Source organism: Sphingomicrobium aestuariivivum (assembly GCF_024721585.1).
In the GTDB taxonomy this organism is placed as follows: Bacteria; Pseudomonadota; Alphaproteobacteria; order Sphingomonadales; family Sphingomonadaceae; genus Sphingomicrobium; species Sphingomicrobium aestuariivivum.
On sequence record NZ_CP102629.1, the window covers coordinates 1,911,130 to 1,927,164 of the forward strand.

11 protein-coding genes are annotated in these 16,035 nt (G+C 66.6%); 4 read left to right on the forward strand and 7 right to left on the reverse strand.

The genetic code is table 11. The features are described from left to right. Nucleotides 1-59 precede the first annotated feature (59 nt). The 6 genes from NUW81_RS09905 to wecB all read right to left on the reverse strand — a co-directional run bounded on the left by NUW81_RS09905 (nucleotide 60) and on the right by wecB (nucleotide 9,766). A complete protein-coding gene (locus NUW81_RS09905) occupies nucleotides 60-2,393 on the reverse strand; it encodes a glycosyltransferase family protein (protein WP_245112839.1) in 2,334 nt (777 codons plus the stop codon). Between the two features lie 54 nt (nucleotides 2,394-2,447). Continuing rightward, nucleotides 2,448-4,364 (reverse strand): heparinase II/III domain-containing protein, encoded by a 1,917-nt coding sequence (locus NUW81_RS09910; RefSeq protein WP_245112841.1) that lies wholly within the window; start codon nucleotides 4,362-4,364, stop codon nucleotides 2,448-2,450. Between the two features lie 41 nt (nucleotides 4,365-4,405). Continuing rightward, on the reverse strand, nucleotides 4,406-5,467 hold the full coding sequence (locus NUW81_RS09915) for a CgeB family protein (RefSeq protein WP_245112843.1): 1,062 nt from the start codon (nucleotides 5,465-5,467) through the stop codon (nucleotides 4,406-4,408). A gap of 10 nt (nucleotides 5,468-5,477) precedes the next feature. Further along, nucleotides 5,478-7,139, reverse strand: coding sequence for a glycosyltransferase (locus tag NUW81_RS09920; RefSeq protein WP_245112845.1), 1,662 nt, complete (start codon nucleotides 7,137-7,139; stop codon nucleotides 5,478-5,480). A gap of 108 nt (nucleotides 7,140-7,247) precedes the next feature. Next, nucleotides 7,248-8,603, reverse strand: a complete 1,356-nt coding sequence (gene wecC, locus NUW81_RS09925) for a UDP-N-acetyl-D-mannosamine dehydrogenase (RefSeq protein ID WP_260508494.1) — start codon at nucleotides 8,601-8,603, stop codon at nucleotides 7,248-7,250. A 41-nt stretch (nucleotides 8,604-8,644) separates the two neighbouring features. After that, nucleotides 8,645-9,766 (reverse strand): non-hydrolyzing UDP-N-acetylglucosamine 2-epimerase, encoded by a 1,122-nt coding sequence (gene wecB / locus NUW81_RS09930; RefSeq protein ID WP_245112848.1) that lies wholly within the window; start codon nucleotides 9,764-9,766, stop codon nucleotides 8,645-8,647. Between the two features lie 358 nt (nucleotides 9,767-10,124). Here wecB and NUW81_RS09935 point away from each other — a divergent pair, with 358 nt between their 5' ends. Genes NUW81_RS09935 through NUW81_RS09950 form a run of 4 tightly spaced genes read left to right on the forward strand, consistent with a single transcriptional unit; the run spans nucleotide 10,125 to nucleotide 14,727 of the window. Then, nucleotides 10,125-11,084: a KpsF/GutQ family sugar-phosphate isomerase gene (locus NUW81_RS09935; RefSeq protein ID WP_245112851.1), complete on the forward strand. Its 960-nt coding sequence runs from the start codon at nucleotides 10,125-10,127 to the stop codon at nucleotides 11,082-11,084. A gap of 4 nt (nucleotides 11,085-11,088) precedes the next feature. Next, a complete protein-coding gene (locus NUW81_RS09940) occupies nucleotides 11,089-11,886 on the forward strand; it encodes a 3-deoxy-manno-octulosonate cytidylyltransferase (RefSeq protein ID WP_245112853.1) in 798 nt (265 codons plus the stop codon). Then, nucleotides 11,876-12,718, forward strand: coding sequence for a 3-deoxy-8-phosphooctulonate synthase (gene kdsA, locus NUW81_RS09945; protein ID WP_245112857.1), 843 nt, complete (start codon nucleotides 11,876-11,878; stop codon nucleotides 12,716-12,718). The genes NUW81_RS09940 and kdsA overlap by 11 nt, the downstream gene beginning before the upstream one ends. Nucleotides 12,719-12,735: 17 nt before the next feature. After that, nucleotides 12,736-14,727 (forward strand): capsule polysaccharide biogenesis protein, encoded by a 1,992-nt coding sequence (locus tag NUW81_RS09950; protein WP_245112859.1) that lies wholly within the window; start codon nucleotides 12,736-12,738, stop codon nucleotides 14,725-14,727. Here the strand turns inward: NUW81_RS09950 and NUW81_RS09955 are convergent. Further along, a complete protein-coding gene (locus tag NUW81_RS09955) occupies nucleotides 14,711-15,904 on the reverse strand; it encodes a capsular polysaccharide export protein, LipB/KpsS family (RefSeq protein WP_245112861.1) in 1,194 nt (397 codons plus the stop codon). The two genes, NUW81_RS09950 and NUW81_RS09955, sit on opposite strands and share 17 nt — an antisense overlap. Nucleotides 15,905-16,035 lie beyond the last annotated feature (131 nt).

Below are 16,035 nucleotides of genomic sequence, written 5' to 3' on the forward strand. Positions count from 1 at the left end.
AAAAGGGGCCGCCGCCCGAAGGCTGCAACCGCTTTTCCCGGTCCGATATCGATCGATGATCAGATGATGATATTGTCCATCGTGAAGTCTTCGGGCAGCGCGATGCAGTCCTGCTCGTAAAAATTGTCAGGCAGCGCCCAGGTGTGCGGGGTCGGGCGGCGCAGGTAGCAGAAGCTGAACGGGTCCGCGGCATAGAGGCGGAAGCCCTTCGAGCGCAGGTTCACGAGCTGGAAGGTGTCCTCGCCGGTGCTGCGGTCGGCGAAGGGATTGTCGACGAACATCTGGCGGTGACCGACAAAGGTCGCGCCGTAGAGGAAGTCGTTCTTGCGGTGATAGAGATTGGGGTGCTTCAGGTAGAAGCGGCCCGTGGCGACATCCTTCCAGAAGGTGCCCGCCTTGCCGACGAGGTCGTAGCCGCCCCACTGCATCGGCAGCAGCATGTCGGACAGGTATTTTTCGCCATAGAGATCGTCATCGTCCATCTTGGCGATGACGTCGCCGGTCGAGATGGCGATAAGCTCGTTGAGCTTGCGCCCCAGGGACAGGCGTTCCTTGAAGTGGATATATTTGAAGTCCACGTCCTTGCGGTAACGGCGCGCCGCCTCGGCGACCTGCTCCTTGGCGCGCTCGACATCCTCTGCGGTGTAGAGGTAGCCGAAACCGACGACGAGTTCGAGTTTCTCGTGCGCCTGCGAGAAGCAGTTCTCGATAAAGCGGACATATTCGCCCGGCTGCTTGGTCGGGACGATCATCGAGACCTTGGGGGTCTCGCGTTTCTCGTACCGGTCGGGGAAGACGGTTTCCATGATCTCGCGGCGGCGGTCGGCATAGGTCTCGCCGTTCATCACGTGGCGGTAGCCCCGGTGGCTCTGACGCATCCAGCGGTGGCGGTCGTTGATCAGCCTCTCGGTCGCCTCGATGCCTTCCTGCGTGGTCTCCACGGTGACAACCGCATCGCCGAACTGCTCGGTGACGGCCTTGGAAGGCGAGGTGACGACCGGCGTTCCGCAGGCCAGCAGCTCGTAGACGCGGCGCGAGATCATGGTGTCCGAATCGGTGATGGTATTCACGTTCAGGAACACCTTGAAATTCTTATATTCCTGCAGCATCCGCTCATAAGAGATGGACGGGTGGCAGAAGGGACGGAATTCCTCGGGATAGCGGTATTTTTCCTGCGGCATTTCCGACATGCGGTCGAAGATCACGCCGTTGAACTCGGAGACGATGGGCAGCATGTAGTCCATCTGCTCGATGCGGGCATCATGCGCCTCCCCGTAATAGGAGCCGGCGAAGGCAACGCTCTTGCGCTTGTCGAAGGAAGGCAGGTTGCTGGGGTTGCAGATCTTGGCGGGCGCGGCAAAGCGGAGCGTCTTGACCGTCTTGTCGGGGAAGCGCTCGCGATAGGCGTCTTCACAGCTGCTGTCCGAGGTAAAGATGAAGTCGGCCCGTTCCGCCCAAGGGAGGAACAGGTCGAAATGCATCGGATCCTCCTTGTTGTAGAAGACCACCTTCAGGCCTTTTTCATGGGCGATGTCGATCGCCTCGCGCAGCGCGACCTTCTGCGGGTGGTCGGGAGTCTCGTAGGTCATCGCCCCCTTCCACGAGCCGGTCGGGCCGTTCCAGAAGCTCTCGAGCATGAGCATCTCGCACTTGGTGCCGTTGATCTGGCGCTCGTAGCCGTGGCGGGTCAGGGCATAGCTTTCACCGGTGCTGCGGAAGCAGCGCTCGGTAAATTCGTCCATGATGTAGAGGAAGGGGTAGCCGTCCGACTGGACCTGCTCGCCCTCGGCGCGGCCATCGCGCAGCGTCGCCATCTTCGAGATGAGATCGTGCCGCCCCTTGGCAAGCGCCTTGCGCTGGTCGAGCAGCGAGAGCGGCAGCATCTGGAAATAGGGCTCGAAGGTCATGGAGCTGTCGAGAACCGGCTTGGCACCCTTTTCCGCCGGCTTGGGGTTGCCCCAACGGCGGAGCACCAGCTTGAGCGTGTCGGTCCCTTCGGGTACCTCGAAAACGCGGCTGATCATGCCGTCCCCGTCGGGCTCGAGGTAGAAGAACTGGCCCACTTCGGCATCGGCCGACTTGGTCAGGCGGCCGATGGGGAGCTCGCGGTGGCCAACATCCTGCGCGCTGACCGAACAGAGGAACTTCACGCCGTCCGCGCCGGCCTTGTGATGCTTGACGAAGAACTTCAGCTGGACCTTGCCATGGATGGCGGGCAGCCGCAGCTCGATCGGGGCGATCGCGATATCCTGTGCCGGGCCGGTCGGCAGGGCTTGCGGAACCGCCAGATACTGGTCGAGCGCCTTGCCCAGCCGCGTGGCCAGCTGTTCATGCTCCTGCGCTGCATTGAAGATGTTGTCGGCATAGACGGAAAGGTCGGATTTGTCGGCCATTTGGTCCTCATACTTCTCTTGTTACTGCAGCCACGGGGAGGGCTACGGCCTTGGTCAGTCGATGGCAACCGATGCGGCTCCGCCATCGTCGGGAGCGGCGCCGGTAGGTGTGGTAGCTGTGTGGCGGAAGCGGGCGATACCGCTGGCCTCGCCCGCGGCGAGAATGTCGAGACGGTGGCGCGTTACACCGTCGTCCCAGCCGAGGCATCCCGCCGCGTCGGGCGCGCCGAGGTCGCTCTCGACCACCCGCGGCACCCCGTCCGCGAAATGGAAGAGGGTGGCGATCGTCCCTGCCGCGCGATCCTTCATCGCCAGCCCGATCGTATCGACCGGTTCGAACTTGCGGTTGACCGGCGACCACCATCCCTGGAGACGGGGCTCCTCCTGCCCGCGCACGACGGGCAGGGCGGTGCAGTCCCTGCTGAGGGGGAGGATGTGGAGTGGCTGCGAGGAACTCTTCAGCCGTGCGCGATAACCCTGCTCGCCCGCTCGTTCGACGCCGATATGGGGCGCGAAGTGGAACCACTGGGTCACGTCGTGACGGTCCCGCCCCCCGTCCTCGAAATCGTCGAGACAGAGAAGCCACTGGCGCGGTTTGAGGACAAGGCGGCGGCGGTGCAACACGCCCTCGAAATGCGCACAGGCGGTGTCGAAGACGACGAGCCCCTGCGCCTCGTCGAAAATCGCGTCGCGCGCGATTTGCGGCGGCTCGATCCCGCGCCGCGGATAGTCGCGGCCGTCGAATTCGAGGCAATTGTGTGCGCGGGTGGTCTCGCAATAAATCCGCCGCGGATCGGCATACCAGAAGCCGCTCTTGTGGAGGTCCGAGCCCGGCTTGGTCTTGCCGACATAACCGTAGCGGCCGGCATCGACGAGGATGCGCTCGCCGCGGTCGCACCACAGGAAGCCAAGCGTGTCGGCATGCTTGTGGGTGCGTGAATGGAAGCCGGCCTGCTGGAGGAGGTAGCTGTCCGAAAGGAAGGCCCGTTCGCCGGGGTGCTCGACCCGTGCCGCGCAATAGCCGCTGCCGCCGAACAGCCGTACCGGATCGGCAGGGCGCACGCCCGCCTCGCCCATCGTTACGGCAAATCGCATCTCGCGCGTCCGCCACTTGGCGCGCGCGTCCTCCGCCTCGTCGAGGATGAAATAGCTGTCCGTGTCGCCGAGATTGGCGATATGCCCCGAGGGCATCACGAACCATGAAAGCGCGCGTTCGATGCGGTCGAGAAAGGCGAGCGTCTTCTCGTCATTGACCAGCTCGGCATCGACCACCTCGCGCGCGGTCAGGTAGACCATGCGGTGATAGCCGGGCGAATGTTCGAGGTGGCCGCCATCCTCGGCAAACTGCTCGTGCAGCATCCGGTCGAAGCGCTCGGCGCCAAGACGGTGGGCTTCGGCCATCGCCTCGCTGCGACCTGCAAAGCGTCGTCCCATGGCCAGCTGTCCCGCTGCCTGGAAGAAGCCATGGTTGTTGTGGAAGCGGATGTTCCCGTCGTCGGCGAGATATTCTTCGTGCAGTTCGAGCGCGGCCCAGAACCGCGCGACGAGTTCGGGATCGCCGACCGAGGCCCGTTCCATCGCGTCGATGATGAAAGCCAGCCGGTAGGCGCGAAGCCCGACCGCCATGTCATACCATGCCATGTCGGTGACGGCCGGTTCGAGCGCCATCTTCTCGCGCGTGGCGTAATGGTCGATCCAGTCGGCCGCGACCGCGATCGCAGCCTCGAGATAGTGCGGCTCCCGCGTCTGCGAATAAGCAGCGAGCGGCAGTTCGAGCATCGCCCAATTGTGGCGGTGGAAATTCTTTGACCGCTCGGCCTGGTCGCCCATCAGCCAAGCCGCGCCGCCACTTTCCCCGGAAAAGGGCGCGAGCTCGCCGCTTGCAAGGAAGTCCGCGGTTTTCGCCTCCAACTTGGCACGGCTCGAACCATGGAGGTTTTCGTAGGGGCGGAGGCCCTCGCTCGGCGTCATCGGGATTGTCTTTCGGTATGATAAAGGGCGCGGGCCATCGTTCAGCCGGCCTCCAGCGCGAAGTCGACGAGACCGGCAAGGCGGCTACCCCACGAATGGTTCGTGCGCACCTCTTCGGAAGCCGCCGACCGCATCGCCTGCTGATGCGGCGACAGTCCATCGCGGCAAAGGCGATCGAACAATTCCCCGATCTCGGCAGGATCGTCGCTGGCGTGGCAATAGTCGGCGAAATGGGTGTCGATCGCGCGGGTACGGTTCGACAGGACGAAGCCGCCGCAGCCGAGGATCTCGACCAGCCGGCGCGAGAAGGCGGTCTGGCTGTCGGTGATGGTGTTGACGTTGAGATTGACCATGTGGCGGCGGTAGACCCGCGGCGTGTGATGGTGCGGGATGGCGGGGCGCACCTCGATCCACGGATGGTCGGGAAAACGGTAATGGTCCGGCTTGCGATCCGAATTGCGGTCGAAGACGGTGAGGCCCAACGGGCGCGCGGCTTCGAACACCATGTCCTGCCAGATCCGGCGCGCGTCGTGGACATGGCGGCCATAGCTGCCGACGAAGGCGGCGCGGCGCAGTTGCGGTCCCTCGGCCGGATAATGGAGGCTGGGCGAGGCGGCGAACATCATCACGCCGAGCTTCGCATCGGGCCCGAGCCGTTCGCGATAGGCCGGCAGCATGGTCTCGTCGACCGTGAGGACGCGATCGAACAGGCGCGCGCTGTCGATGAAGCGCTCGAAATGGACGCCGTCCTCGCGGTTCCAAAACACTGCCGGAATGCCCGCCTCGCGCGCGGCAGCGACCACGCGGGCAAGCGCGTCATTGTTGCGCTCGGGATGGTCGGGATAGGCGGCGATCCCGTAACGCCAGGCCTCCTTCGCGCCTTTCCAGGCGGACTCGACGAACAGGAGGTCGGGCTTCCAGCGTGCAAGGATCCGGCGATGATTGTCGGGGGTGACATTGCGCACGCGGCATTCGCGGGCGAGGCACTCGCTGGTGAGATCGTCGGTGACGAGCGCCACCTTGAGGCGGGCGAACGGCGAGCGGCGACGGGCAAGCACGCTGGCGGCGCGACTGGGGAGAGAGGGGAACGGGCGTCTCGTCACGGTCTGCCGGTCATCCTGCGACGCGAGGCTGCGACACGGGCGCGGCGCGGCCCGCGGCGAATGCCTCGCGATAGACGTCGGCGACGACGTCGCACTGGGCTTCCCAGGTGAAACGCGCCGCAAGTTCGGACCGAGCGGCTTTTCGGATACGCGCGCGTTCCGGCCCGGTCAACGCGGCGAAGCGGGCGATCGCGCCGGCAATCGATGCCGCCTCGCCAGGCGCGCAGAAAAGGGCGGCCTCCTTGCTAGCGATATCCTCGAGCGGGGGCAGGGCGGAGAGGAGGCAGGCGGTGTCGTTGGCCATCGCCTCGATCGGCTTCAGCGGGGTGACGAGGCGGCAGACCTGCCGGTCCTTGCGGGCGAAGATGCACAGGTCGAAGCGATCGTAGAGCGTGGGGACGTCGGCAGGAGCAACGCGGCCGTGGAAGGACACCTGCTCCGCGAGGCCGAGCGCGCGTGCCCGCTGTTCGAGCGCCTCGCGCTCCTTGCCGTCACCATAGACATCGTAGCGGACGTCCATGCCCTCGCGCGCGAGGATCGCCAGCGCGTCGAGGACGTCGTCGAGCCCCTCATAGGCGACCAGCGAGCCGATATAGCCGAGCCGCAGCGGCGGGCCGGGGTCGGCATCATCACCCGTGCTGCGGATGCGCTCGCGCGCGATGCTGTTGGGCAGAAGCCGGACATTGTCGCGCGGCCCCTTGGCCAGCGTGTCGCGCACCTGCGCGTTGATCACGAGCACGCCCTCGGCCTCGGCGAACAGGAATTGCTCGAAGCGCCGCTCCATCTCGAAGCGTTCGGTGTTGCGCCAGCCGGCGACCTTGCTGTCGGTCGTCTCTTCCCACAGGCCGCGCACCTCGTAGATGAAAGGCAGGCCAATGGCGCGGGCGAGCGCGAGGCCGATGGCACCGTTGCGGAAGTTGGACACGCCGTGGACGAGATGGTGGCCGCGGTCGCCTGCCGCCTCGACGAGGCGCGGCAGCGCGGCATCGAGATAGGCGTGGAGGTCGCCGCGATAGTCGACGGTGCAGTCGAAGCGGTCGAACAGTGTTTCGGCCGCCACCGCATGCGGATCGGCATCGGGGCGGTCCTCGGGAAAGCCCGGACGCGTCGCGGGGTGGAGGTCGAAGCGGGCGTCGGCAAGGAGCGCGCGCACCAGCGCATCGCTGCGGCTGGTGTAGCCCGAGGTGATGAAGGGCAGGCTGGTGGCGGCGAGATAGAGGCTGCGGACCGGCCCTTCGGGGGCGACGCCTTGCACTGCGCGCGGCGCGAGCGGGATGGGCGAACGCCCCTCGCGCAGCGCTTCGAGCGAGCGCCAGTCGGAGCGCACCCGCCCCGCGAGCAGGGCTTCGTTGTCGGTGAGACGCGCCGCCTCGATGCGATCGAGGAGCCCCGCCGCCCGCTCGAGCCGTCCGGCATGAAAATGTGCAAAGGCGAGAAACTTGTCCTGGCCTGCGGCAAGAAATTCCGCCTCATGCGCGTCGACCAGGCGACCGGCCGCCGCGGCATCGCGATGGCGCAGCGCGCGGATTTCCTGCGCAGCTGCGGCCAGTGCGGGCGACATGCGGGGCGCGCGCTGCCTTCTAGACAGGTAGAATTCGGGCGCGCGAAGGCGACCGTGGCGCCACAGGTTGCGGGCGCCATCGCGAATTCTCTCTGCAACGGGTTTGGCCATGCCCCTTACCCCTAGCGCAAGCGTGCAGCACCCGAGCATGCCATGCCGCCGCACGCAAGGCGCGGCGGGCCCAAGGCATGCGGGGCAGACGCTACCGGCAAACCAGCTTCAGGCGATCGCCGCGCTCTTTTCCGAACGACGCTCTTCATCGACAGGGCGAACGTCGGGGGTCGCCAAAGCGTTGCCACCGAGCACGCCGACGGCGTCGATGACCGCGCCGTGGCGGGCGAGGAGTCCGGCGTTCCGGTGGAATTCGCGGTGGCCGACGAGCACGACCACGACATCGGCCTCGAGCGCGCGTTCGAGGCTGACGAGCTCGGCATTGTCGAGCCCCTCGGGCAGTGCCTCGATATTGGGTTCGGCGACCAGCACCGGCGCATCGCTGCGCTCGGCGAGGATCGAGGCGATGCGCTTGGCGGGGCTTTCGCGAAGGTCGTCGATGTCGGGCTTGAAGGCGAGGCCGAGCGCGGCGATCGTGACCGGCGCGCCATGCTTTGAGGCAGCGGCGTCCTTGGCGGCCGCGGCGACCTTTTCGAGCACCCATTCGGGCTTGTAATTGTTCACTTCGCGCGCGGTGCGGATGAGGCGCGATTCCGCCGGCGCACCGGCGACGATGAACCACGGGTCGACCGCGATGCAGTGACCGCCCACGCCCGCGCCGGGCTTGAGGATGTCGACGCGCGGGTGGCGGTTGGCGAGCTCGATCAGCTCCCAGATGTCGATGCCCTGCTTGTCGCAGATCAGCGACAGCTCGTTGGCAAAGGCGATGTTGACGTCACGGAAGGCGTTCTCGGCCAGCTTGCACATCTCGGCGGCGCGCACGTTGGTGAGGATGCAATCGCCCTCGACGAAGGTCTCGTACAATTCCTTGGCGGCGCGGCCGCACGGCTCGGTCATGCCGCCGACGATGCGGTCGTTGGAGATGAGTTCCTTCATCACCTTGCCCGGCAGCACGCGCTCGGGGCAGTGGGCGATGCGGATGTCGGAGGCGGCGCCCGCCTGCTGCGGGAAGCTGAGGTCGGGGCGTTCCTCGGCGAGCCAGTCGGCCATCTTCTCGGTGGCACCGACCGGCGAGGTGGATTCGAGGATGACCACGTCACCCTTCTTGAGCACGCTCGCGATCTTGCGGCTGGCGGCTTCGATATAGCTCAGGTCGGGCTCGTGATCATGGCCCTTGAAGGGGGTCGGCACGGCGATGAGGAAGGCATCGGCGGCACGCGGCTCGAGCGAGGCGGTGAGCATGCCGTTCTTGACCGCGTCGTGGACGGCGGCATCGAGATCGGGCTCGACGATGTGGATCTCGCCGCGATTGATGGTGTCGACGACGCTCTGGTGGACATCGATCCCGAGCACCTTGACCCCGTGCTGGGCGAAGACCGCGGCGGTAGGCAGGCCGATATAGCCAAGGCCGACGACGACGATTTCCTTCGATGCTTTTCCGTCAGTCACAACGAGATACTCCATGAATCATACTGGGGGTGGCCGGGGCCGAATGCGGGCCGCGCTTAATCCATTTTGCTAAGCGCTTCAACAATTTGCGCCGAGGCGGTGCCGTCGCCATAGGGATTGCGGGCTTCCGACATCTGCCGGTAGACCGCTTCGTCCTCGAGCAGTTCGCGCACGCCAGCGACGATCCGGTCCTTGTCGGCGCCGACCAGCCGCGCCGTGCCCGCCGCCACCGCTTCGGGGCGTTCGGTGGTGTCGCGCATCACCAGCACCGGCTTGCCGAGCGCGGGCGCTTCCTCCTGGATACCGCCGCTGTCGGTGAGGATGAGATGCGCCTGCCGCATCAGCCAGACGAAGGGCAGATATTCGAGCGGCTCGATGAGGTGGACATTGTCCAGCCCGTTGAGGATGCGCTGCACCGGTGCGCGGACATTGGGGTTGAGGTGCACCGGATAGACGAAGCGGGCCTCGGGGTGCGCGGTGGCGAGGTCGCGGATCGCCTCGCAGATGGTCTCGAAGCGGTCGCCGAAATTCTCGCGGCGGTGACCGGTGATGAGCACCAGCGGCGCCTCGAGGTCGAGGAAGGAGAAGCGCTCCCGCATCTCGGCATCGAGCGCGGGCTCCGTGTCGAAGCGCGCGGTCGTCAGCTTGAGCGCGTCGATCACCGTGTTGCCGGTGACGAGGATGCGGTCTTCGGGCACACCCTCCTTGAGAAGGTTGTCGCGCGCGGTCGTGGTCGGCGCGAAGTGCAGCCGCGTGAGCGCACCGGTCAGCTTGCGATTGGCCTCCTCGGGCCAGGGCGAATAGATGTTGCCGGTGCGCAGCCCCGCCTCGACATGGCCGATCGCGACCTGCCGGTAGAAGGCCGCGAGGCTGGCCGAGAAGGTGGTGGTGGTGTCACCATGGACGAGCACCATGTCGGGTTCGAACTCGGCGAGCACGCCGTCGAGGCCTTCGAGCACCGCACTGGTGATGCCGCCCAGCGTCTGGCCGGGCTTCATCAGGTCGAGGTCGTAATCGGGCGTGAGTTGGAACAGGTCGAGCACCTGGTCGAGCATCTGCCGGTGCTGCGCGGTCACGCAGAGCTTTGCCTCGATGCCTTCGGCCTCGCCGAGCTGGAGCACCAACGGTGCCATCTTGATCGCTTCCGGCCTCGTACCGAAAATGGTCAGGATCTTCATTCATGTCCTCATGGGTCTGATATGCTCGGCGCGGGCCGCGTTAGTGGAGAAGAACGCGCTTGGCGACCCCCTTAACGCGTTAACGCACCGCCATCCGTCGAATGCGCCCCGCAATGTCGGATGGACAACATGGAACAATGCCGCCCGTTCAACGCTCCTTCAGCGAAAATCCGGCATATACGCCGCCATCGCGACCTGATAGGGGGCGCGCAAGGCGGGACGGTCGGGGCCAAAACGGCGACAAACGCGCCCGCCAGCAGTTGCGGACACGGGAATAGGGTCGTAGATTGAGGTTAACGACCTAGCTTAATTTCCGTTCATTTCGGGGTGTGAGTAAGAAATGAATTTCCTGAGACTGATGGTCAACCAAGAGCACAGCGCCTCGCTGCGCAGTGAAGTGACCGAGATTTTCGTCCGCGAGGCCGCGGCGATCGACCAATTCTCGCGCGTCGGCGGCGTCGACCAGGTGTGTGATGCGGTCTCGCTGATCCACGGCCGGTCGGGCTCGATCACTGTCTCGGGCATCGGCAAGAGCGGCCATATCGGTCGCAAGATTGCCGCCACCTTCCGCTCGCTCGGCCGTCGCGCGGTCTTCATGCACGCCGCCGAGGGCAGCCATGGCGACCTCGGGCTGATCGACCATGAGGGCGTGGTCCTCATCCTGTCGAACAGCGGCGAGACGGCCGAGCTGGCCGACCTCATCGCCTATTGCCTCAAGTTCGAGATCCCGATGATCGCGGTGACCCGCTCGCGCCTTTCGACGCTCGGCAAGGCGGCGACCATCTGCGTCGACTATGGCGAACTCGACGAGGTGTGCATCAACGGCCTTGCGCCGACCACCTCGACCACGCTCCAGCTGGCGATCGGGGATGCGCTCGCGGTCGGCCTGTCCAAGCTTGCCGGCATCACTGCCGACGATTTCCGCCGCTATCATCCGGGCGGCGAGCTCGGTGCGCATTTGCGCACGGTGGGCGAGGTCATGCGCACGGGGCACGACCTGCCCTTCGTCGACGCCGCCATGCCGCTGCTCGATGTCACCCTGACGATTGCGGAAAAGGCACTGGGTTGCGCGCTGGTGCGCGACGGCGAGCGCTTCCTCGGCATCATCACCGACGGCGACATCCGCCGCAACGCCGCGCGGATCAACGACTTTGCCGCGCGCGACGTGGCCAATGCCGATCCCGTCACGGTGGACGAGGAGCAGACGCTCGACCGCGCCGCCGAACATCTCGTCGCGCACAAGGTCTCGGTCGGCCTTGTCACCGACGAGGATGCCCAGCCCATCGGTCTCGTCCACATCCACCAGTGCGTGCGATAGACGCTTGAGCGGCCCCGTCATTATCATCCCGGCGCGCTACGCTTCGCAGCGCTTTCCGGGCAAGCCGCTCGCCATGCTCAAGGGCAGGGACGGCGTCTCCAAGAGCCTCATCCGCAGGAGCTGGGAGGCGGCGATGACCGTTCGCGGCGCGGACGGCGTCTATGTCGCCACCGACGACGAGCGCATCGCGACCCACGTCCGCGATTTCGGCGGCGAGGTACTGATGACGCCCGCCAATTGCGGCAACGGTACCGAACGCTGCGCGCGTGCGCTCGAGGCGCTGGATGACGAGCCCGAGATGGTGGTGAACCTGCAGGGCGATGCCCCGCTCACCCCGCACTGGTTCGTCGAGCCGCTGATGGCGGCGCTGCGCACGCATGACGATGTCGACATGGTTACCCCCGTGCTGCGCGCCGATGCCGCCCATTATGAGGCGCTGCTCGCGGACCGCCGTGCGGGGCGCGTCGGCGGCACGACGGTGGTCCGCAACGCCAAGGGGCATGCGCTTTACTTCTCGAAAGAGGTCCTTCCCTTCATCGCTCCCGAAGAGGCGGCGGGCATGGCGCAGCTGCCGGTGTTCCACCATGTCGGCGTCTATGCCTATCGGCCGGAGGTCCTGCGACGCTATCTCGAATATCCGGTCGGCACGCTTGAACGGCTCGAAGGATTGGAGCAATTGCGCTTCCTCGAACAGGGGCGCGCGATTCTGTGCGAGGAAGTCGACGCCCGTGGCCGGGTCTTCTGGGAACTCAACAATCCCGAGGACGTCGAACGCATAGAAAGAGCTTTGGATGTCGCCTGAACCCCTTCGCGAAGCCCGTCCCGTCACGATCGGCCAGATCGAGATCGCCAACGACCTGCCGTTCGCGCTGATCGCGGGGCCGTGCCAGATCGAGAGCCGCGACCATGCCATGAAGATGGCCGAGGGGATTGCCGAGGCCGCGGGCAAGGCGGGTCGCCAGTTCATCTACAAGTCGAGCTACGACAAGGCCAACCGCTCCTCGATCGACACCGCGCGCGGGATCGGCATGGAGGAGGGTCTGGCCATCCTCGCCGAGGTACGCGAGCAGTTCGGCTGCCCCGTGCTGACCGACGTCCATGACCCCGCGCAATGCGCGCCCGCGGCGCAGGCTGTCGACGTGCTCCAGATCCCCGCCTTCCTGTGCCGCCAGACCGACCTTCTCGTCGCCGCGGCGAAGACCGGCGCGGCGATCAACGTCAAGAAGGGCCAGTTCCTGGCGCCGTGGGACATGCGCAATGTCGCCAACAAGATCATCGCCTCGGGCAATGATCGCGTGCTGCTGTGCGAACGCGGGGCGAGCTTCGGCTACAACACGCTGGTGAGCGATTTCCGTGCGCTGCCGATCATGGCGCAGACGGGGTGCCCCGTCGTCTTCGATGCGACCCATTCGGTGCAGCAGCCGGGCGGGCAGGGCACCACCTCGGGCGGGCAGCGCGAATTCGTGCCGACGCTGGCGCGGGCCGCGGTGGCGGTCGGCTGCGCGGCGCTGTTCATGGAAACCCACGAGGATCCCGACAATGCGCCGTCGGACGGGCCCAACATGGTGCCGCTGTCCGAACTGCAGGAACTGCTCGAGCGGCTCGGCCGGATCGAGGTGGCCGCCGCCGCCTGATCGCGCTACGCGACACCATGGCCAGCGTGAAAGACCCTGACGAACGCATCGTCCTCGCGCCCTCGAGCGGGCTCCGGCGCGACCCGTCGGTTGCCGGCCTCATGGGCACGCGCGTGCGCTCCATCTGGTTCACAAGGCCCCGCGAGGGGCGCACCGTGCTCGGCTGGGGGCGCAAGCGCTCGGGGCGGCGCGCCGAGAAGATGGCGCGGCGCTCGGGCGCCGACCTCCTGCTGCTCGAGGACGGGTTTCTCCGTTCGGTCGGGCGCAGCGACCAGCGCATCGGCATCAATATCGATACGGGCGGCATCTATTATGACGCGCGTTCGGACAGCCGCCTGTTCGACCTGATCCACCGCGGGGTGGACGAGGCACAGGCGACGAGGGCGCGGGCCATCGCGGCGACATGGCGCGACCTCGGCCTGTCCAAATATAATGATGCGCGCCCGCCGCGCTTCGACCTGCCCGAGGATTATGTGCTGGTCATCGACCAGGTGCGCAACGACCAGTCGATCTCGGGCGGGCTGGCGGGACCCGCCGACTTTGCCGCGATGCTCGAGGCGGCGCTGCGCGAGCACCCGACCTCGACCATCCTCGTCAAGCTCCACCCCGATGCGCTGAACGATCCGTCCAAGCGGCATTTCGATATCGATGCGCTGGCGGCGCGCGAGCGGGTGCTTGCCGTCACCGAACCCTGTCATATCGCGCCGCTCATCGAAAAGGCCCGCGCCGTCTATACGGTGACCAGCCAGGTCGGCTTCGAGGCGCTGATGTGGGGGCGGCCGGTGCGCTGCTTCGGCATGCCCTTTTATGCCGGCCGCGGCCTGACCGATGACGCCATGCCCGCGCCCGAGGGGCGCGGGGCCGCCAGCCTCGAGGCGGTCATCCATGCCGCCCTCGTCGACTATCCGCGCTACTGGCACCCGGTACGTGGCGAGGAGTGCGAGGTCGAGGCGGCGATGGCGCATATCGGATTGAACCGCGCGCTCCGGCAGGCGCTACCGCCGCTTGTCCATGCGGCCCATTTCAGTCCGTGGAAGCGCCCATTTATCCGCCAGTTCCTGTCGGGCTCGAAGGTCGACTTCCTTGCCGAGGGCGAAGACGCACCCGAGGGCGCGACGCTGGTGCAATGGGGCCGCCGTCCCCGCCCCGAGGGGCGCGACGATCTCGACTGCCGCTGGCTCGAGGACGGCTTCCTGCGCTCGGTCGGCCTCGGCGCCGATCTCATCCGCCCCTTGAGCCTCGTGCTCGACGGGCCGGGTATCTATTATGATGCGACCCAGCCGTCGGGGCTCGAGACCTATCTCGCGACGCACGACTTCACCGATGCCGAGCGGGCGCGCGCGAAGGCCTTGCGCGAGCGGATCGTCGCCATGCGATTGTCCAAATATAATCTCGCCGGTGAAGGCTGGGTGCGGCCCGAAACCGACAAGCCCGTGCTGCTCGTCGTCGGGCAGGTGGCGAGCGATGCCTCGATCGACCGTGGGTCGCCCGAGCTGCGCACCAGCGGTGCGCTGTTGAAGCGCGTTCGCGAGCTCAATCCGCAGGCGCATATCCTCTACAAGCCGCATCCCGATGTGGTCGCCAGGCTGCGCGATGCCGGCGCCGACGACGAGGAAGCAGCGGTGCTCGCCGACGAAGTGCTGGTCGATGTCGACCCGGTCGCGCTGATCGAAGCGGTCGACGAGGTGCATGTGATGACCTCGCTGATGGGGTTCGAGGCGCTGCTGCGCGGCCGGAAGGTTACCTGTTACGGCTTGCCCTTCTATGCCGGCTGGGGGCTGACCGAGGACCGGCTATCGTGCGAGCGGCGCGGGCGCAAGCTGGCGCTCGACGAGCTCGTCCACGGCGCGCTCATCGCCTATCCGCGTTACTTCAGCCAGCGCGCGGAGGCCTTTGCCGCGCCCGAGGATATCCTCGATGAACTGACGCAGCCGGGTCGGAGCGCGAAGGCGACGGGTTGGCGCAAGCTGTTGCGCCCGCTGTTCCGGATGGTCAGGCCGAAGGGATAGGCGCGCGCGTCGCCGCGAGCGTGAGCGCGCGGTCGGCGATGATGTCGGCGGCCTGCGCGCGGCCCGAGGGCAGGTAGAAGTCACCCGGCACCAGCGCCTCGCGCGCGACGAAGCGCTCGTAATTGCGTCGCACCTCGAGCGGCGCGCTTGTCCGCGGGCCGGCGAGGAAGCGGTCGATGTCATCGGCGCCCGTTCCCGTCACGCACAGGTCGGGATGGCGGAATACCGCATCGCCGAGGACGAGGAGCGGCGTGCCGTGGTGGATCGCCGACAGGCCCGACGTTGAATTGATGGTGACCATGCCCTCCGAGGCAATGGCAAGCTGCGCGATCGATCCCGTGTGCAGGACGGTGACGCGGTCCGACAGGCCGTGCCGTGCCGCCGCCTCCCCGATCGCGCGGGCGCGGGCGTAGCCGCCCTCGTCGAGCGGATGGATCTTGAAGAGGAGATGGTCGAGCCCGTCGGCGGAGGCGAAGCGGGTCAGCATTTCCTCGACCAGCTTCTCCAGCGTCCAGCCCCGCGCGGCGCGGCCGAGCTGGCTGTCGGCGGGGACCTGCAGCGGCACGAGGATATAGCGCCCGCGCCCGCCCTTCAGGAAATCTTCGACGGCCTTGGCTTCGGTCATGCCCTTCGACCACAGCCGCCAGATGTTGCGCAGCCAGCGCATCGCCTCGGTCAGCGCCCCTTTCAGCGGGCGGTGGAAGGACCAGCCGTCGCTCTTCTTCGAGAAGATGATCCGGGTCGTGAAATAGAGGAAGCCGAGCCAGTTCATCGTCTTGAAGTTGGTCGTGGCGACATGGCCGGGGCCGACGTCGGCGACCTCGGCCGCGGGCAGCTTGCCGGCGATGGGCGAGAGGTCGTTGTTGCCGCCCAGCTCGCAGGTCACATAGCCCGAGCGCAGATAGCCTTCCTCGAGCGCGAGACAGGGGATGCCTGCCTCCTCGCACCACTGTCCCGCGATGCGGTGCGCGGGGCGCTTGCAGCCGAAACCGATGACGACATCGGGGCGGTCGCGCACGGCGAACGCGTCGAGCCAGGCCTGCCAGTCGGCCTCCTCGCCGGTGAACCGGTAGGTGCTGGGGCGGCGCTCGGAGAAGAGCGCATCGCCGGCATTGAAGAGGACGCGGGTCACGCGGGCGCCGCGTTCTTCCAGTTCGGCTTCGAGTTCGGTGAACATCGGGCCGACCGGACCTTGCAGGAGAAGGACGTGCGGAGGCACTGCCTCGCTACGATCCCTGCCGCGTGCTGCCACCCCTAAACTCCTGAAAATCCTCCGGCAGCGCGGCTTTGCGCCTTTTTGCTGCCGAA